Origin of the sequence: Lentibacillus sediminis (assembly GCF_002763455.1) — a bacterium.
GTDB classification, from domain to species: Bacteria; Bacillota; Bacilli; order Bacillales; family Amphibacillaceae; genus Lentibacillus_D; species Lentibacillus_D sediminis_A.
This window is the reverse complement of sequence record NZ_NIXK01000006.1, coordinates 170431-190373: the sequence shown is the minus strand read 5'-3', so window position 1 is coordinate 190373 and position 19943 is coordinate 170431. Positions and strand designations below refer to the sequence as shown.

The window sequence follows — 19943 nt, the reverse complement described above, 5'->3', positions numbered from 1 at the left end:
ACAATCTATGCGAAAACAGCTGGAATTAGGGGAGAAAACCATGATGAAAATAAAAACTCTTATCTTAAATGGAGGTAAAAAATGACCACATTAAAAAGGGGTTTCTATCGATTAATGAGGACGCTAATTATGATGGTAACGGCCATTTTCGGTATAAACAAAAATGTTACCATTTCAGATTTATTATCCGATGGAAAAAAAGTCATAGAATTTGACATGCAAAATACCAATTTCGTCAATATAGTCTCTAGTTCCGCAAGATATTTGGGATTTGCTAATAAAAAAACCACCAAAGATTTAAAAAAGGATATAAGTGAACAGGAGTTATTACAAAGAATCCTTAATAAAGAAGACTACCCAAATTACCACAAAAACAATGCAGATATACTTGTTTTATCAGGAAATTCCTATAAGCTGATTGCTGACCATAGGAATTTTTTTCATTCTAACTTCGTTTTGATTGAAAGGAGATTATTCTTAAAACAGTTGTTGAAAGTAATCAAACCATTGTTTAAACACGTATTATTATCTAGAATTTATTATTATGGATCAATTAACGTTCCTCGTCATAATACAAAATATATGGTGTTTAAAATTGCAGTTTCAAGACCGCAGCTTACAAGAAAATATATCTCACCAATAATTGGTGTAGAAGGTTTTTTTAAATCATTAAATGATAATGAGGTAAATTATGCGATTCTTAGATGGTTTGAGGAATTGCCTTACATTAAGCCAGGGGAAGATATCGACCTTTTAATTGATGACCAGGATGCTGAAAGAGTAGCTGATTTATTGAATCAAGAGCCTGGTTTAATCCCAACAGACATTTACAGTACCACAGGTCTCCCAGGATTTGATTATAAGGGAGTTTCTTACTATCCCCCATTTTTGGCAAAAGAAATACTGGATGAAGCAACTTTATACAATGGTATTTATCGTGCTGCTTTTGGGGAGAGCTACTTTTTAAGTCTAATCTACCATGCTGTATATCATAAAGGGGAAAAATCCGGTATTAAATCAGTTTATAAAAATATTAACCTTTCTATGAATCCTGAACATAATTATAAATCAATTATAAGGGAAATTGCCCTGGATAATAAGTGTAATATAAAGCTTACATTAGAAGGGTTAAATGATTATTTAAAAGCTAAGGGTTGGGCACCTCCTTTAGACACGATAGCCAGATTAAAACAAAAGAACAAATGGATGGATGTACACTTTTCTACGATGGAAAACATGAATCAAGTTGGATTAACTGTTTTTATTATAAGGGGAAAAGCCTCAAAGCTTAAGAAAGAAAAAATGATTATTGACTTCATTCAAGAAGAAGGTTTTGATATCTTATTTACCAAAAGATTGACAGAAAAGGAGAAGGACTATGCAAGCAGTCGTATACGAGGAGGAAATTGGAGAGAGGGTCCGTATAAAACTACTGGGGGAAAACCGGAACTTATCATAATTGCTCATGATTTTGTTCCTGTTGACCCTTCAAGAGAACAGCTGATGTGGTGTCCGAATATTGATAACGCTCGAGTATTAAGGAAGAGAGTGATTCGGGACAAAGTAAACAGTTCCTTGCCTTTATCAGAACAATGTAACATGATTCATTCGAGTGATAACTGTAATGAAGCTGCTGAATATATAACGATACTTGCACCTGAATTGAAGGATAGAATTGATAAAAAAACAGCTAGATTATCAGAAGAGTATCTTTCAAATTCAAACTTTGAAGTTATCAGGGATTTAACAGGAAATGGACGTCGTGCGAAGGTTGAACTTATAAAATTTAACGGGCAATTAGCAGTTAAAAAAACGTATAAGCGAAATTTTCTCGACTTCTGCCAAAGAGAAATATTTGCAATACAGAAATTCTCTGCAAAAACAGATGCTGTCCCTGATCTGCTGGATTATGGGGTTAACTATTTCATTATTCCCTATTATGAGGATTCATTGAATTTCGATAAACTTAAAAATAAATTACTCCCACTTGAAATTATGAGGGAAGTAATCGATACATTAAAGGTTTTTTATGAAAATGGATATGCATTAATTGATTTTCATCCTGGCAATATAATTTATGATAAAAAAGAAGGTATTAAATTTATTGATTTTGAGTTTCTTTATAAATATAAAGAATCTGAAAAGCCTTCTTCATTTGAAAAAAACTTTGATTTTGCAGGAATTCCTGAAAGCTTCTCAGCTGATTTACCGGTTTTGGAAACTATTCATTGCAGAACCTATGAAAATACCTGGAAAAGGTTCACTCGTTTAAGTTTGCAAAGTTTATTGCACGACAGTTATTTTATACAATCTATAAAACGAAAAGTTAATATCCTTCTTGAGGGCACAAAGGAAAAAATTAAAAACCTGTATCTTTTAATGGGAGAGAAATACGGAGAAATGATTATGTCATTGATAGGAAGAATCAGTTGAAATTTTGAGTTTACCCCATTGGAGTGGTAAATATTGAAAGAATTTCAATTGTTTCTTGACCAAAAAAATGATATTAATACTGATCATGGTAGTGGTGGCAGTGTTGTTCGAAACGGTTGGGATTAGGGCTGATAGGAAAGGGAAGGACACGGAATGAAGAAAGAAAAAATAGTTTTCATGGTTATCAGTATGAATGTTGGTGGAACGGAAAAGTCGCTGCTGAATCTAATCTCCACTCTTCCAAGGGAAAAATACGATATAAGTTTATTATTACTCGAAAATAGAGGTGGATTTTTAAATGCCATTCCGGAAGATGTAGAGATTATTCATTTTGAAGGACTTAAGGAATTAGCAAAGCAGCTGAAAACCCCGCCAAAACAAATGATTCTTCAGTTATACAGCGATATAAAGCTCATAAAGGCAACAAAGTTATTATTCTTAAACATCATTTTAAAGTTAACAAAAGACAAGGGAACTTACTTTAAGTCGTTATTAAAAAAACACCCAAAATTAAATAGAGAATTTGATATTGCCGTAGCTTATGCAGGTCCAATGGATTTCATAAGCTATTTTGTTGTGAACAAAATCAAAGCGAAAAAGAAAGTTCAGTGGATTCATTTTGATGTTACCAAAGTAGGATTTGATCAAAGGTTCGCAAATCGGATTTATAAAAACTTTGATAAAATCTTCGTCGTCTCACAGGAAGGAAAAATAAAGCTGGAGGAGACTATGCCTGGTGTAAAAGAACAGATTGAAGTGTTTCCAAATCAAGTTTCCACAAAGGATATTCGTCACTATGCATATATTGGTAAAGGATTTCAAGATTCTATTGAAGGAGTGCGAATTCTTACTGTGGGCAGGCTAGCGAAAGAAAAAGGCCAGGACCTTGCTATAAAAGTTTTGGCAAAGCTAATAGAGGAAGGCTGTAACGTGAAATGGTATTGCCTTGGAGAAGGAGAAGCAAGAAAACAGTACGAAACGCTTATTAAAGAATTTAAAATTCAGGATGATTTCATATTACTAGGGTCAGATCCCAATCCGTATGCCTATATTTCTCAATGTGATATATATGTGCAGCCATCCCTGCATGAGGGATATTGTATCACGTTAGCTGAAGCGAGGTTGCTATCTAAGCCAATTGTTACTAGTGATTTTACCGGTGCCAGAGAGCAAATAAGAAATGAAGAGACCGGATTGATCGTATGTGCTGATGAAGAAGCCATTTATACTGGTGTAAAGAGGCTGGTGGAAGATAAAGACTTAAGAGAAAAATTTACGGATAACCTAAAGCAGCAAACCAGTTGCCAGACCACTTTGACAAATGATTATTTTACCCGAGACAGAATAACAGATAAGGCAATTTAGGCTTTAAGTGAAAACATAAGAAGAAGGTGTGAGTGCATTGCGGGATAAATTTAAAAAACTGTTTTTACTATTTAATAAAAAAGAAAAGAAAAAGCTGCTGATTTTATTTTTTATGATGACGATAGCTGCCGTTTTGGAAACATTGGGGATCGGACTGATTGTTCCTTTGGTTGGTATTGTAACTAACCCGGAAATCATTCAGGAGCAATCTGTGCTCAATTATTTGTACACCATGTTCAATTTCCAGTCAACAGCAAGTTTTATCATATTCGCAGTAGTATTGTTATTAGCCTTTTTTGTTATGAAAAATCTATATTTGCTCTTATTCCTCTATGCTCAGAATAGAGTGATTTTAAATCAGCAGGTTAAATTATCTCGTAAAATGCTCAAAGAGTATATGATAAAGCCATATACTTTTCATCTGCAAAGAAATTCATCTGAGTTATTAAGGAATATAAATAAAGAGGTGCCTAAAGTATTTCAGGGCATTATCATGGCGGGTTTCCAGTTGGTTACAGAAATACTTGTGATCATTTCTATTTTACTATTACTGGTGATTACTGCACCGCTCGCAACGTTAACTGCCGCAGTAATATTGACAAGTAGCATTGTCATCTTTTTTAAGATCTTTCGGAAGAAAATCAGTCAGCTTGGTAAAGAGCAGCAAAAAGTTGGAGGAACAATGATTAAGTGGGTTAATCAGGCCTTAGGAGCGGTGAAAGAGATAAAAGTTTCGGGCAAGGAGAACTTCTTCGTAAGCGCTTATACAAAACAAAGCCAGATCAAGGCAAATAATAATCGGTATTTAAAAATGCTGGAGCAGTCGCCAAGGTTGTTTATTGAAACCATTTTAGTCTCCACTGTCTTAATAACGTTGCTTATCATCGTATTTCAGGGGACGAGTTCACAGGAATTGGTTTCGATCATGGCGTTATTTGCCATGGCTTCATTCAGATTAATGCCTTCCATTACAAGGCTAATTGCATTAATTACTTCCATACGAGTAAATCAGCCTGCGTTAAATGTTGTAATAGAAGATTTATTTGAGAATAGAGAGGAAGAGCCTATTCAGGAAGTTTTAAAGGGAAAGGCAGACGCAGGTAATGAAGCCAAATCATTTTATGACTCGATCATACTAAAGGATATATCTTACCGGTATCCCGGACAGGGAGAATATGCTATTAAAAATGCTTCACTGACCATCCCAATCGGAAAATCCGTTGCCTTTATCGGGGAGTCCGGTGCAGGTAAAAGTACGATTGTTGATATCATTCTGGGAGTGCTGAAGCCAGAGAAAGGAAATATTTTAGTGGATAACCGGAAATTAACAGATCAAAAGAATGTGTGGCAGAAAAAAATTGGCTATATTCCGCAATTTATATTTTTATCGGACGATACAATTCGGGGTAATATAGCATTTGGTCTTGAACCGGATGATATTGATGATCAAGAAGTATGGAGGGCACTTGAACAAGCACAGTTGAAAGAATTTGTCGAACATCTTCCGGACAAATTGAAAACAAATGTTGGGGAGAGAGGTGTCAGGTTATCCGGCGGGCAGCGTCAGCGGGTTGGAATTGCCAGAGCATTGTATCACAATCCGGAAATATTATTTATGGATGAAGCAACATCTGCATTGGATAATAAAACGGAAAATGAAATCATGAAGGCAATCGACGGGTTAAAAGGTGAAAAAACGCTGATCATTATTGCCCATCGATTAACTACGATTAAAAACTGCGATGTAATATATAAAATAAACAAAGGAAAAATTGTAGATATTGACAATAGACTTGAATATACAACCATGAAAGGAGGGTAAATAGTGCAAATCTTATCAAGGGTACTGGAAGTGATAAGTGAAGAAGGTACGAACACATTTTATATGAAATTGCGGGGGAAATGGCAAAGTATAACTTTCGAAAAGCGAATAATGAAAGAAAAGTGGGAAGAGGCAGTTGAAATTGGAGAGAATTTGACATCTATTTTTCCAAAAAATGATAGATACCCACAACAATTGGCTTTATGTTATCAGAAGCTTGGCAGAAATAAAAAAGCAAATAAAATTATTCAGGGGTATTTAAAGTTGAATTCTGACCTTAATGAGATGATAGATTTCTTGGAACATACATTTGATTCACCAAGTATACTTGATTCAAAATACGTGCGTATACGTGGGAAAAATAATGATGGTCTTATTGAACATAATTTCAGTGATGGTAAAGCATATCTAACGAAGATGAGCAGAAATCCCAAGCATAATGTAATGGAGAAATTATTTTACTTAAAAGTATATGGTTATTATCCGGTTATAAAAAATACAACGCCAAAATTAATTAATTTTGCAGAAATTGAGAAGGATCATCTAATGCTGTTTACTATGGAAAAGATAGAGAAAAAAGAATTTAAAATGACCACGAATACGATTACACAAGTTGCAGAAATATGTAAAGCAATTAGTTCCATTAAGTATGGAGAAATTCGAAATTGGTTTCCTATGCAGGCGCATGAAGTATGTCATGATTTACAAAAATTGCTTTGGTCATTTAGTTCTATCCATAAAGAACCACGCAACAAAGAAGTCTTTGATTTTATCCATGAAAAAATTAATAAGTTAAATTACTCCAGAAACTCTAAAACGTTAATAAAAAGAATGGAGGATATTATTATAAACAAAAGAATATACAAAGAGCTTAATCCGCTAATACATTATTCCATCCAACATGGTGATCTATTTCATTATAACTTATTATGGGAGAAATCCAGTAATAAATTATATGTTATTGATTGGGGAACAGTGCGGATAGGTCCTGCTTGGTGTGATATGGCAGGATTTCTTGGGAAAGAAAAAATCACTTTTCAGGAAATTCAATCCAGTTATCTTTTAAATAATAATGTAAGCGGTCATTTGAAACCAATTGAAAAGCTATTCTTTATCTATACGCTTATAGTTGTGTGGTTAATTAAGTTTAGTAAAAAGGAATTCGAGAACAGCCATGAAACGCATATTTTACCAGCAATTGAGCTTATGGAGGAAATGGCAATGAACCTGACAGATGAAAAGGTTGATGATGAAAAGCAATTAAAATCTATTACAAGCAGCATCTCCGTGTGAATATGGTTTTATTAAATTTCTGTTACGAAAATATAATAAGTATAGCTTAAGAAGGTGGAGCGCGATTGGTTGTGAAAAAAACAGCTGTAAGCCTATTACTGGGGATCGTTGCAATTATTGTATTGATATCGTATGTTGTTTGGGATAATAACCGGATAAAGCTGATGGAACAGGAAGTTGACATTGATCAATTACCCGAACAGCTTCAGGGTTTTCGCATCCTGCAAATCACCGACCTGCACGAAAAAGAATTTGGCGATAATCAACAGAAACTAATAGAAGCTATTAATTCTATTGACTATGACGCCATTGTTTTCACAGGAGATATGCTGGACAGCACCGAAAGTAATAACTATACTCCTTTTTATCACCTGATCGAAGGCATTAACAATAAAGAACATGCCTGGTTTGTCCCCGGTAACACGGATCCGGATAGCTACCAATTGGAGCCAGTCGTCCGGAAAAGTGAATTTATCCAGGGGATGGAAGAAAGAGGGGTAGAATTATTAGAGTCTATCGATACTGTTTCAAAAGATGGTCATAGGATCTCTTTCGTTAATTTTGAACTGTCTATAATAAAAAGCCCCGAAAATCTGGGGGAAACGGAAGGTGTTGTCCTTCCAGCTTATGCAAAGGATGAACGATTTCTTACGTATCAAGCGTCATTATGGGAAGATGTTCAAGTTTTAGATGGAATGAGAGAATCTGATGTACTTGTAGCTCTCAATCACTACCCCGTCCAGGATGCCCGAATTGAATCGATCAAAAGTAATTCGAATATGCATTGGCGTGATTTTGATTTAATCATGGCAGGGCATTACCACGGCGGGCAGATCCGCCTGCCCTTGATCGGTGCCATTTTTGTTCCTGAACCATGGTTTGAATCAAACGGTTTTTTCCCGCAAAGCGATCGGGTAAAAGGGCTGTGGGAATATGATGGAACGAAACAATATGTCAGTACTGGACTGGGGAGCAGCGATGTAATACCCTTTCTCAAGTTCAGATTCTTTAATCCGCCGGAGATAAATCTATTGGTATTAAATTAGAAAGCAGATTAACCGTCGTCCGCGGTAATTGCTCCTTCCTATCTGCGCTTGTTCTCCTCTTTAAACTATAATCGAAACGAGTTGAATATTAGGGACATAAAATCGGAAAAAAACATCTGTATTTTTCGCCCCCTTTTTCGAATTGAATTCGATTATATATGTAAAGGATAAACCTATGATTTTCCGCTCCAATCAACAAGGATAAAAGTGGATAAATATAATGAGTTACAAGCACAACATGAGCGGAGGAAATACCCCGAGACTCCTGCGGGAAGAAAACCTAGGCGAGATCCCGAAGTGTGACAGCACAAGGGGGCTCGGCAGCTTTCCGCGGAAAGCGAGGGGTATTTCCGTAGCGGCAGGTTATCCGCAGTTTTCAATTAAATTCACCCCCAAACACCATAAACAAAACTAAGAAAAATAAAAATACTCCTCTGTAAAAGGCAATTAATTGCTATTTTTAACTGTAAAGATTATCTTGGAGTAAAGACTATCAGGAGTCAGACAATATACAGAGGTGAACAAGAAATGAAGAAAATCGGTATATTGACCAGCGGCGGAGATGCTCCGGGAATGAATGCTGCAATCCGCGCGGTGGTGAGAAAGGCGATTTACCACAATGTCGAGGTATATGGAATCAAAAACGGCTTTCAGGGCCTTATTGAAGGAAATATTGAAGAGATGAATGTTGGATCTGTCGGCGATATCATTCAGCGCGGCGGAACGGTTTTACTGACCTCAAGAAGCGAGGAATTTAAAACAGATGAAGGGCAGCAGAAGGCCATCGAGCAGTTAAATAAATTTGAAATTGAGGGCCTGGTCATCATTGGCGGGGACGGCAGTTTCCGCGGAGCCCAGAAGCTCACTGAGAAAGGGTATCCCTGCATCGGCATTCCCGGCACAATCGACAACGACATTCCGGGGACCGACTTTACTATCGGCTTTGACACCGCATTGAATACGGTTATTGAAGCGATCGATAAAATCCGCGATACAGCCACTTCGCATGAGCGAACTTACATTATTGAAGTAATGGGCCGGGATGCCGGTGATATTGCCTTATGGGCCGGGCTTTCCGGAGGTGCAGAGAGTATTCTGATTCCGGAAAGCAAGGAAGATTTCGACGGGATTGTCAACAGGCTGAAGCGCGGAAAAGAGCGCGGCAAAAAACACAGTATCATCGTTGTAGCAGAGGGAGTCGGCAGTGGATTTAACTTTGGCGACAGGATTCAGGAGGCGACTGGCCTGGAAACACGGGTTACTGTGCTTGGATATATACAACGCGGCGGCTCCCCGACTGCATCAGACCGGGTACTTGCTTCAAGGCTTGGCGGCCGGGCAGTCGAACTGCTGCTGGAAAACAAAGCGGGCAGAATGGTTGGTATTCAGAATAACCAGCTTATCGACCATGATATTCTGGAAGTACTGTCCGATGAGCATTCCGTTGACCTTGGGATGTACAACTTATCAAAAGAACTGTCGATTTAGCAGTTTGGGTGTTGAAGGAGGAAGCAAAAAAGTGAGAAACACAAAAATCGTATGTACCATTGGCCCTGCTTCAGAGTCGGTGGAAATCTTGGAGCAATTGATCGATGCCGGCATGAATGTCGCTCGCCTGAATTTTTCTCATGGCGACTTTGAAGAACATGGCAGCCGGATTAAAAATATCCGTAAAGCGGCGGAAAACAAAGGAAAAACGGTGGCAATTCTGCTTGATACCAAAGGACCGGAAATCCGTACAGGAAATTTCGCAGATGGACAGGCAGAAATTTTGCAAGGTTCGACTGTTGCAGTTTCAATGAAAGAGGTGGAAGGGACGGCGGAACGCTTTTCCGTCACGTATCCAGGTCTGATTGAGGACGTCCATGAAGGTTCCACCATTTTACTGGATGACGGGCTGATCGAATTGGAAGTTACCAGTATCGACAAAGAAAAAAGCGAAGTAAAAACCGTTGCGAAAAATACCGGTGTCATCAAAAACAAAAAAGGTGTCAATGTGCCCAACGTATCTGTCAACTTACCTGGAATTACGGATAAGGACGCGAGCGATATTATTTTCGGCATTGAACAGGGAGTAGATTTCATTGCTGCATCCTTCGTGCGCCGGCCGTCGGATATTATGGAAATTCAAGCACTGTTGGAAGAGCATGACGCCACCCATATCCACATCGTTCCCAAGATAGAAAACCAGGAAGGTGTGGACAATATTGATGATATTTTAGAAGTAAGCAATGGGCTGATGGTAGCTCGCGGGGACCTTGGCGTAGAAATTCCAGCTGAGGATGTGCCGCTGGTGCAGAAAATGCTGATTAAGAAATGCAATACAGCAGGCAAACCTGTGATCACAGCAACCCAGATGCTTGATTCTATGCAGCGTAATCCGCGTCCTACAAGAGCGGAAGCATCCGATGTTGCCAATGCTATTTTTGATGGAACCGATGCAATTATGCTTTCCGGGGAAACTGCAGCAGGCAACTATCCGGTAGAATCCGTACAGACAATGAGCAATATTGCTGTAAAAGCAGAATCGGGATTGGATCATAAATCACTGCTTGAGCAGCGCTCCAAGTCTGTAGATATGACGATTACTGATGCGATCAGCCAGTCTGTTACACATACGGCGATGAATCTTTCCGTCAGTGCAATTATCACACCAACGGAAAGTGGGCATACAGCGAAAATGATTTCCAAGTACCGCCCGCATGTGCCGATTGTAGCGGTCACCTATTCTGGCCGGGTTAAGCGCCAGCTCTCGCTTGTCTGGGGCGTGTATGCTGTGAGCGGGGAACGAGCTGGCTCCACGGATGAAATGCTTGATGGCGCCATTGAGCGCGGCTTGAGCACCAACTTGTTTGACCGCGGCAGCAGAGTCATCGTCACGGCAGGAGTGCCTGTTGGTGAAAGCGGGACAACCAACATCATGAAAGTGCATGTTATCGGCGATGTATTTGCGAAGGGTCAGGGAATTGGCCGGCGCAGTGTTTACGGCAGAGCAGTTGTTGCCAAAACAGCCGAAGAAGCAATGGAAAAAATGGAAGAAGGCGATATTATCGTCACATATGGCACGGAACGGGAAATGATGCCGGCACTGGAAAAAGCAGGAGGTATTGTCACCGAGGAAGCCGGCTTGACCTCTCATGCCGCAGTCGTTGGTTTAAGCCTTGGTATCCCGGTTATCGTTGGGGTAAAAGATCTTTTTGACCTGATTGAAGATGGCCAGGATATTACCATCGACGGAACCAAAGGAGATATTTACCACGGCCATACCCGTGTGCTGTAGAAAACTGCCAAAATAGGAGGGGCCCCCGGTGGAGCCCCTTCCTTTTTAAATTGACGCTCCATGTATTATAATAAAATTAGGTGTTCAAAAAGGAGAATTGTTACCCGGCTTTTTGAACTTCCTCTAGGAAAAGGGGGTAATATGTTGCGTTGGCTACTGCTTATCCTGCTTGTTGTATCAGCTTTAGAGATCGGCGTTTTCCTGTGGGCAGGGAGTCTGATTGGCCCCTGGTGGGTTGTTGTACTGATTATTCTCACTGGTGTAATAGGCATAATGCTGGCGAAACAGCAGGGGGCGGAAACACTGAATCGTGCCCGTCTTTCCATGAGTAAAGGAGAGCCCCCGACCGAGTACCTGATCGATGGTTTATGTATTCTCATCGGAGCCGTATTTTTATTTTCACCGGGATTTATTACCGATACGGTTGGTTTTTTGCTGGTTATTCCAGTTACGCGCAAGCTATTCAAAAATCAGATCAGAAAACTTATCGAGCGAATGGCCGGAAGCAATACGATTATTTACCGCAGATGGTGACTAGCCTTTGATAAAATTCCACAGTGGATCCAGCGCCCCGGCATGGTAAAGTGCCTGCAGCACAACCAGCAGGACAGGGGCAATAATCAAACCGGCAAATCCCCATACCTGCAATCCGACGAAGATGGCAATCAGTGCGGCAAGCGGATGGAGTCCGATGCTGCCTGAAAGAACTTTTGGCTCAAGCAGCTGCCTGGTGACGATCACCACCATATAAAGAATGGTGAGACCAATCGTCAGAGAATATTCTCCGGTGATGAACAAATAAAGGATCCAGGGAAGAAAGATAATTCCTGTGCCAATATATGGAAGCAAATCAAGCGCCGAAGCTAAGATGGCAATGGTAAAAGCATGTTCCGTCTGCAGAAACAGTAATCCGGCAAAAATAATGCAAGCACTTACTGCCATCAGGATCATCTGTGCTTTGAAAAACCCGGTGAGCGCCTTCTGCAAATGGTGGGCAACCTCTTTTAATGAGGAACGGGCGGAAGCAGGCAAAAGCCTCACCAAAGCCTCCTTCATCCTGTTCCAGTCATTGGTCAGAAAGAATGCTGCCAGCACAAAAAAAAGAAAAGCCGTGACAGATCCGGGAAGAGACGAGAGAAAGGCCGGCAGTCCGGCAAGTATTTCTTGTAGAAGAGAAGCACCTGTCTCGGCAATCGAACTTGCCAGGTTTTGCAGATTTTCCATAATGGCATCCTGCTGCCCGGGATCAAGTCCCTGGAAGACGGATAGCAGTGATTGATAAAGCGGAAGAGCCGTATGCTGTACCCATTGCTCGGCATGGGATACAAGTGTCTGAAATTCTGCCGGTAGTTTTTCGGCCAGATAGATGCTTCCCTGCACTAGCTCAGCAGCAAGGATCGACAAACCGGCAATCATTACGCATAAAAGCAGTCCCATCATGGCGAAGGTTGCGACCGATCTGGGAAAACCCATGCTTTTTTCCAAAAAAGTGACAGGCGTGTTCAATAAACCGGCCAGGAGAACGGCAAACAGAAGCGGATACAGGTAGACAAACGCATATTGAATGAAAAAGTAACTGATAACGATGGCGCCAATGACGATGATAGCGCGAAGTATTTGCCAAAGAAGTGGCTTGTACATAGCAGGATCCTCCGATTCATAAGGAAAGCTTGTACTAATTTACTTATGATAGCACCCGGTAAAATAGACATGAAGATTAGCGGGAAAAATTTTAAGGCTTAAATTAACCGGTTTCAATTCACATTACTTTTCTAATACTTTATAATTGGTAAGGGGATGACAATATTCGTCAAAAGAAATATTGTTCCGTCTTACAATCGAATTCCAAAATGGAAGAGCAATTGATAGAAAAGGAGAGGTTTTTACATGACAGAATCAACAAAGGGCTTAGAAGGAATCGTCGCCACACAGTCATCCATCTCATCCATCATCGATGATCAGCTGACCTATGTCGGTTATAAGATTGATGATTTGGCGGAGAATTCCAGTTTTGAAGAAGTTGTTTATTTACTGTGGAATCAGAAGCTGCCGAATAAGTCGGAGCTGGATGCCTTTAAACAAGAGCTTTCCGATAATATGGAACTCCCTGGTGGCGTGATTGAGCATCTGCGTTCCTACGATTTATCTACAGTGCATCCGATGGCAGCATTGCGCACAGCGGTTTCCCTGCTTGCCCTGTATGATGACCAGGCGGATGAAATGGATACGGAAGTGAATAAACAGAAAGCCTTGCGTATTCAGGCGAAAATGGCCACAATTGTTACGGCATTTGCCCGCATTCGCCAGGGGAAAGATCCAGTGGCACCGAAAAAAGAATACAGCTATGCGGAAAACTTTCTCTATATGCTGAACGGGGAAGCGCCAAAAGACATTGAAGTGGAAGCGATTAACAAAGCGCTCGTTCTTCATGCCGACCATGAGTTAAATGCTTCTACCTTTACAGCGAGAGTCTGTGTCGCGACCCTCTCGGATATTTATTCCGGAATTACTGCAGCAATTGGCGCGCTGAAAGGCCCGCTGCACGGCGGAGCCAATGAACGTGTGATGGCGATGCTTGAGGAGATCGGCGAGGAAGACAATGCGGTTCCGTATATCAAAGAGAAATTTGCCAACAAAGAAAAAGTAATGGGCATGGGCCACCGTGTGTACAAAAACGGCGATCCACGTGCGAAATTTTTACGCGAGATGTCCCGTCAGCTGACCGAGCTTACCGGACAATCCAAATGGTACAATATGTCGGTGAAAATTGAAGACTATGTTAAAGAAGAAAAAGGGCTTCCGGCCAACGTGGATTTCTATTCCGCTTCGGTGTATCACAGCTTAGGCATCGACCATGATTTGTTCACACCGTTGTTCGCAGTGAGCCGTGCGTCCGGCTGGCTCGCACATATTCTTGAGCAGTATGCAGACAATCGCCTGATTCGTCCGCGTGCAGAATATGTCGGCCCGAAATCACCGGAATACGTTTCTATTGAAAATCGATAGTTATCTAAGAACGGCCGGTGCTGCCGGCTGTTCTCACGCAATGAAAGAATATGTTAGAATAAATCTGCAAGGAGATTAACGGGAGGTATTTGTTATGGGAGAAAAAATTGTTGTCGAAAATGGGAATTTAAATGTACCGGACACTCCAGTCATCCCTTTCATAGAAGGGGACGGAACCGGCCCGGACATTTGGGCAGCGGCGAGCAGAGTAATTGAGGCTGCTGTGGAAAAAGCATACAACGGGAAGAAATCGATCGAGTGGAAAGAAGTGTACGCCGGGCAGAAATCCTATGATAAATCAGGAGAATGGCTGCCAAATGAAACACTTGATCAAATCAACGAATACAAAATTGCGATTAAAGGTCCTTTGACCACACCAATCGGTGGCGGCATCCGCTCTTTGAATGTGGCATTGCGCCAGGAGCTTGATTTGTTTACATGCCTGCGTCCGGTTCGCTATTTCGATGGTGTGCCATCACCTGTTAAACGCCCGGAAGATGTAGATATGGTTATTTTCCGTGAAAACACGGAGGATATTTATGCCGGGATTGAATGGCAAAAAGGTACCGATGAAGTGAAAAAAGTAATTGATTTTCTGCAAAATGAAATGAATGTGAAAAACATCCGCTTCCCGGAAACATCCGGACTTGGCGTGAAACCGGTATCGGAAGAGGGAACAAAACGGATTGTCCGTGCAAGCATTGAGTATGCGCTTAACGAAGGGCGCAAGAATGTTACTTTGGTACATAAGGGTAACATCATGAAGTTCACCGAGGGCTCATTTAAAGCATGGGGCTATGAGGTCGCCGAGGAAGAGTACGGCGACAAAGTCTTCACATGGGCGGAATATGACCGCATTGTGGAAAAAGACGGCAAAGATGCTGCCAACAAAGCACAAGATGAGGCATTGGCATCAGGGAAAATCCTTGTAAAAGATTCGATTGCCGATATCTTCCTGCAGCAGATCTTGACACGTCCGAAAGAATTTGATGTGGTCGCTACCATGAACCTGAACGGGGACTATATTTCCGACGCGCTGGCAGCACAGGTTGGCGGAATTGGAATTGCTCCTGGAGCGAACATTAACTATGACACAGGCCATGCGATTTTTGAAGCAACACATGGTACTGCACCAAAATATGCCGGTCTGGATAAAGTGAATCCATCATCTGTGATTCTTTCCGGTGTGCTGATGCTCGAGCACCTGGAATGGAGAGAAGCAGCTGATTTGATCACCAAAGCAATGGACAAAACGATCGGTTCCAAAGTTGTGACGTATGACTTTGCCCGTCTGATGGATGGCGCAACCGAAGTAAAATGTTCGGAATTCGGCGATGAACTGATCAAAAATATGGACGCATAAGACGTAGGAGGATGCAGTATGGCAATCAAACGCAATAAAATTTCCGTTATCGGCTCCGGCTTTACCGGGGCTACCACGGCATTAATGATGGCACAGAAAGAGCTTGGGGATGTTGTGCTGGTCGATATTCCAGACATGGAAGATCCAACAAAAGGAAAAGCGCTGGATATGCTGGAAGCAAGCCCCGTTCAGGGATTTGACGCCAACATTACCGGTACTTCCAATTATGAGGATACAGCCGGATCAGATTTAGTGATCATCACCGCAGGTATCGCCCGCAAGCCAGGCATGAGCCGTGATGATTTGGTTAACACGAATGCGAAAATCATGAAAACCGTAGCTAAGGACATCGTCAAGCATTCACCTGATACGTTCATTGTTGTTTTGACCAATCCGGTAGATGCCATGACCTATACGGTGTTCAAAGAATCAGGACTGCCAAAAGAGCGGGTTATCGGCCAATCCGGAGTCCTGGATACAGCACGTTTCCGTACCTTTGTCGCACAGGAATTGAACCTGTCCGTGAAAGACATTACCGGCTTTGTGCTTGGCGGCCACGGTGATAACATGGTTCCGCTGATCCGCTACTCTTACGCTGGCGGAATTCCGCTGGAAAAACTGATTTCCCAAGATCGCCTGGATGCGATTGTGGAGCGTACCCGTAAAGGCGGCGGCGAAATTGTCGGACTGCTTGGCAATGGCAGTGCCTACTATGCCCCGGCTGCCTCTCTTACCGTGATGGCAGAAGCAATTCTTAAAGACCAGCGTCGCGTGATCCCATCAATTGCTTACCTGGAAGGCGAGTATGGCTACTCCGATATTTATCTTGGTGTGCCAACTATCCTTGGTGGTAATGGTATTGAGGAGATCGTCGAGCTTGATTTAACTGAAGAAGAAAGAAATGAGCTCGATAAATCAGCTGATTCCGTGAAAAACGTGCTGGATGTATTAAAGTAAGACTGTTTCTTAAATGATGATTGTTTTTTCGGCAGAAATAATCCCACATAAGCAGCCCCTATACACGTAGACTCCTGGGGGAGGAAGGGCATAGAGAGGCCCCTTAGTGCTCAGCACGAGGAGGCTCGCCAGCCACCCCGGAAAGCGAAGTGTATACGGGCTGTGGGGCTGCGAAAACAACATAAAATTTCCGCTCCCAATTTTATGGATGCAGGAGCGGATTTTTTCTGCTATAATAGAAAGCGCTTACATAAATAAAGGGGGATTACAATGATTGGGAAGAAAAGAAAACTTGGCAAAGCAGTCACCGATTTGCAGGTTGGGGATACGCATACAGAGAGGAAAAAGATGGAGGATAAAGAACTGTTGCTTTATCTGGGATTGACGGATGACGCCAACCCTTTGTATATTCAGCATGATTATGCCTCGCAGACACCATATGAGAAGCCGGTTGTTCCTGCCGTGATGCTGTTTGGCATGGTTTCTTCGTTGGTTTCCATGGATCTGCCCGGGCCGGGGAGTCATATTACCAGCTATGAAATGGCTTTTCCGCATCCGGTTTACCATAATGAAGAAGTGAGCATCACGGCGGAAGTGATTGCCGTAGATGTGCCGGAACAGCAGGTAGCCCTTAAGGTAAGCGGCACAAATGAAGCGGGAGATGAGGTAATTCATGGCAAGCTGACAGTCACTCCAGCCCAGAAACCAAATTCACTGACGGCCAACTCATTGGAGAATTTTTTCTAAGCTGACGGCTTGTGTATGTAAATTTTCATTTACATTCCGCTCAAATGTTCACATTCTTTATTTTTCATTGTAAACTAAGGGTAGATACGGTGATAGCTAATAAAGAAATGGGGATATTGATGAAGAAAAAAATACTTATTGTTGATGATGAAGCATCAATTGTGACCTTATTAAATTACAATATAGAAAAAGCAGGATATCAGACTGATGTCGCCTATGATGGCCAAGAGGCCGTACAGAAGGCAGAGGCAAATGATTATGATCTGATTGTTCTTGACCTCATGCTTCCGGAAATGGACGGGATGGAAGTCTGTAAACACCTAAGGAGCAATAAGATCGATACACCGATTCTAATGCTAACCGCAAAAGATGAGGAATTTGACAAGGTGCTCGGCTTGGAACTTGGTGCGGATGATTACTTAACCAAACCATTCAGCCCGAAAGAGGTCGTCGCCCGAATTAAAGCCATTCTCAGGCGGTCAGATAAAACAACGGTGACTAATTTTAAAACATTGCAAGTGGGTGAGCTGACGATTTACCCGGAACGGTATGAAGCGGAAATGAACCGGCAAGTGATTACTTTTACAAGAAAGGAATTTGAACTCTTATATTATCTTGCCAAGCATAAAGGAAAAGTCATTTCCCGTGACCAGCTGCTGAGCGGAATCTGGGATTATGATTTTGTGGGAGACACAAGGATTGTCGATGTTCATATCAGCCATCTAAGGGAGAAAATTGAACCATCAACCAGGAATCCCTCCTATATTATTACCGTGAGAGGGCTTGGGTATAAATTGGAAGAGCCGGGCATATGAGGGCATTTTTCACTCGTCCGTTAAACGTTTATGCAGTGGCTTTTTTCTTTCTTATAGCAGGTGCCGGCATTTTATTAAGCCCGATAACCTCGAATCTGATTATCCTGGCAGCGGTACTGTTCATCCTTTATCTGCTTATCCTGGTTGTTCTCCTCATTTTAAATGATAAATACATGAAGCCGGTCGGCAAAATGTCTAATATGGTAGGGGAGATGCTAAAAGGCAATTATCAGGCGCGCATTCATCAGGCAGCAGATGGGGAAGTTGAGACACTCGGCAATAAAATCAACCAGCTGGCACGGAATTTGAGCGAACTATCCATTCAGGAACAAACCCGTTCCGAGCAGCTGACATCGGTAATTGATAATATGAATAGCGGGCTGATTTTGGTGGATGGCAAGGGATATATTCATTTGGTGAACCGTAAAATTCTGGAACAGTTTGGTGGTACGACGAAGAATTATCACGGCTATTTATACTATGATGTGCTGGAGCATGAGGTCATCCATCAAATGGTGCAGCATACCTTTTTATATGAAAAGAGTTCAAAAGAAGAATTCACCTTAATGGACGGGATCGACAAGCATTACGTGGAGATTGTCGGTGTGCCGGTGTTTAATGAGCGGAATCTCGTTAAAGGTGCTGTGCTGGTGCTGTACGATATCACCGAGATGAAAAAGCTGGAATTGACGCGCAAGGATTTTGTCGCCAATGTGTCCCATGAGCTGAAAACACCGATCACTTCGATTAAGGGATTTGCCGAGACTTTGCTGGAAGGCGACATGAAGGACGAAAAGGCAGTACAGGAATTCCTGCAGATTATCTATAAGGAAAGCCACCGCCTGCAGCTGTTGATTAATGATTTGCTTGTACTGTCGCGACTGGAAAATGAGAACTTTCCGCTCGTTCTTTCAGAAATCCATCCGGAGAAGATGCTCGAGGAAATTATGCCGGCAATAAGACAGAAGGCGGAGCAAAAACAGCTGGATTTATCCATCGACGTGGAAGAAGGCATTGTTTTTAAAGCGGACAGGGACAGAATCATCCAAGTATTCATCAATCTCTTGGATAATGCCCTCAGCTATACACCGGCTGGCGGGGAGGTCGGACTGCATGTAAACGCATTGCAGGACTATGTGCATATCCTTGTGCGGGATTCGGGCATCGGCATCGCCAAGGAAGATCAGCCGCGTATTTTTGAACGGTTTTACCGGGTCGATAAAGCCCGGAGCAGGAACACTGGCGGCACAGGTTTGGGGCTGGCGATCGTTAAGCATATTATTGAAGTGCACGAAGGGAAAATCACCATTGACAGTGAACCGGATCAGGGCACATCCATTCATATTTATCTGCCAAAAGAATCAGCAATATCCGGGCACTCCCAATAAGCGGGGGTGCTTTTTGCGCTTGCCTGTTTTTGAAAGTTTTAGCCCTCGGAGTTGATGTAAACTGTGACATGAGTGCTTGTTGATTTCCGCTACGGCCGGTCGCTTTCCGCGGGCACGGCCTCAGCCTCCTCGAGAAAACCACTCTGCGGAGTCTTCGGACTCATGCTGGGACTGCGATTACTCGCCCCATCGAAAAGATTTGTTCCCGCAGGAGTTGACCGGCCTTCGCTCCAATCAACCATATACAGAGCGGATATCTGTAGTTTAATTAACAAAATACATCGTCAGCGGAGGAAATACCCCAAGACTCCTGCGGGATGATAAGCTTAGGTGAGACCCCGCAGCGCGACAGCGCGAGGAGGCTCACCAGCGCCCGCGGAAAGCGAGGGGTATTTCCGTAGCGGCAATCATAAACCCCAACTGATTTC

The 19943-nt window shown here is 42.1% G+C and carries 15 protein-coding genes; 14 read left to right on the top strand and 1 reads right to left on the bottom strand.

What is annotated here, in order from left to right:
- Positions 1-81 precede the first annotated feature (81 nt).
- The 8 genes from CEG13_RS11690 to CEG13_RS11655 all read left to right on the top strand — a co-directional run bounded on the left by CEG13_RS11690 (position 82) and on the right by CEG13_RS11655 (position 11773).
- Positions 82-2433 (top strand): RIO2 family protein, encoded by a 2352-nt coding sequence (locus tag CEG13_RS11690; protein WP_100012061.1) that lies wholly within the window; start codon positions 82-84, stop codon positions 2431-2433.
- 153 nt (positions 2434-2586) lie between these two features.
- The gene (locus tag CEG13_RS11685; RefSeq protein WP_239984634.1) at positions 2587-3798 is read left to right on the top strand and encodes a glycosyltransferase; all 1212 of its coding nucleotides are present in this window, start codon (positions 2587-2589) and stop codon (positions 3796-3798) included.
- A gap of 37 nt (positions 3799-3835) precedes the next feature.
- A complete protein-coding gene (locus tag CEG13_RS11680) occupies positions 3836-5620 on the top strand; it encodes an ABC transporter ATP-binding protein (RefSeq protein WP_100012060.1) in 1785 nt (594 codons plus the stop codon).
- 3 nt (positions 5621-5623) lie between these two features.
- Entirely contained in the window at positions 5624-6913 is a 1290-nt protein-coding gene (locus tag CEG13_RS11675) for a phosphotransferase (RefSeq protein WP_100012059.1), read from the top strand.
- Between the two features lie 71 nt (positions 6914-6984).
- Complete coding sequence (locus tag CEG13_RS11670) at positions 6985-7959, top strand: metallophosphoesterase (RefSeq protein WP_143469672.1); 975 nt, start codon at positions 6985-6987, stop codon at positions 7957-7959.
- A 528-nt stretch (positions 7960-8487) separates the two neighbouring features.
- Positions 8488-9447, top strand: a complete 960-nt coding sequence (gene pfkA, locus CEG13_RS11665; protein ID WP_100012057.1) for a 6-phosphofructokinase — start codon at positions 8488-8490, stop codon at positions 9445-9447.
- Between the two features lie 31 nt (positions 9448-9478).
- Positions 9479-11239, top strand: coding sequence for a pyruvate kinase (gene pyk, locus CEG13_RS11660; RefSeq protein ID WP_100012056.1), 1761 nt, complete (start codon positions 9479-9481; stop codon positions 11237-11239).
- A gap of 141 nt (positions 11240-11380) precedes the next feature.
- Positions 11381-11773 (top strand): FxsA family protein, encoded by a 393-nt coding sequence (locus CEG13_RS11655; protein WP_100012055.1) that lies wholly within the window; start codon positions 11381-11383, stop codon positions 11771-11773.
- Here CEG13_RS11655 and ytvI read toward each other — a convergent pair whose 3' ends face one another.
- Positions 11774-12880 (bottom strand): sporulation integral membrane protein YtvI, encoded by a 1107-nt coding sequence (gene ytvI, locus CEG13_RS11650; RefSeq protein WP_100012054.1) that lies wholly within the window; start codon positions 12878-12880, stop codon positions 11774-11776.
- 246 nt (positions 12881-13126) lie between these two features.
- Between ytvI and citZ the strand changes: the two genes are divergently transcribed.
- The 6 genes from citZ to pnpS all read left to right on the top strand — a co-directional run bounded on the left by citZ (position 13127) and on the right by pnpS (position 19515).
- Entirely contained in the window at positions 13127-14245 is a 1119-nt protein-coding gene (gene citZ / locus CEG13_RS11645; protein ID WP_100012053.1) for a citrate synthase, read from the top strand.
- A 94-nt stretch (positions 14246-14339) separates the two neighbouring features.
- Positions 14340-15608 (top strand): NADP-dependent isocitrate dehydrogenase, encoded by a 1269-nt coding sequence (gene icd, locus CEG13_RS11640; RefSeq protein ID WP_100012052.1) that lies wholly within the window; start codon positions 14340-14342, stop codon positions 15606-15608.
- Positions 15609-15626: 18 nt separating this feature from the next.
- Positions 15627-16565, top strand: coding sequence for a malate dehydrogenase (gene mdh, locus CEG13_RS11635; RefSeq protein WP_100012051.1), 939 nt, complete (start codon positions 15627-15629; stop codon positions 16563-16565).
- A gap of 270 nt (positions 16566-16835) precedes the next feature.
- Positions 16836-17312 carry a MaoC family dehydratase gene (locus CEG13_RS11630; RefSeq protein WP_100012050.1) on the top strand — a complete coding sequence of 159 codons (477 nt, stop codon included), beginning with the start codon at positions 16836-16838 and terminating at the stop codon, positions 17310-17312.
- Positions 17313-17431: 119 nt separating this feature from the next.
- A complete protein-coding gene (locus tag CEG13_RS11625; RefSeq protein ID WP_100012049.1) occupies positions 17432-18127 on the top strand; it encodes a response regulator transcription factor in 696 nt (231 codons plus the stop codon).
- The gene (gene pnpS / locus CEG13_RS11620) at positions 18124-19515 is read left to right on the top strand and encodes a two-component system histidine kinase PnpS (RefSeq protein ID WP_100012048.1); all 1392 of its coding nucleotides are present in this window, start codon (positions 18124-18126) and stop codon (positions 19513-19515) included. Before CEG13_RS11625 ends, pnpS begins: the two co-directional genes overlap by 4 nt.
- Positions 19516-19943: the final 428 nt, after the last annotated feature.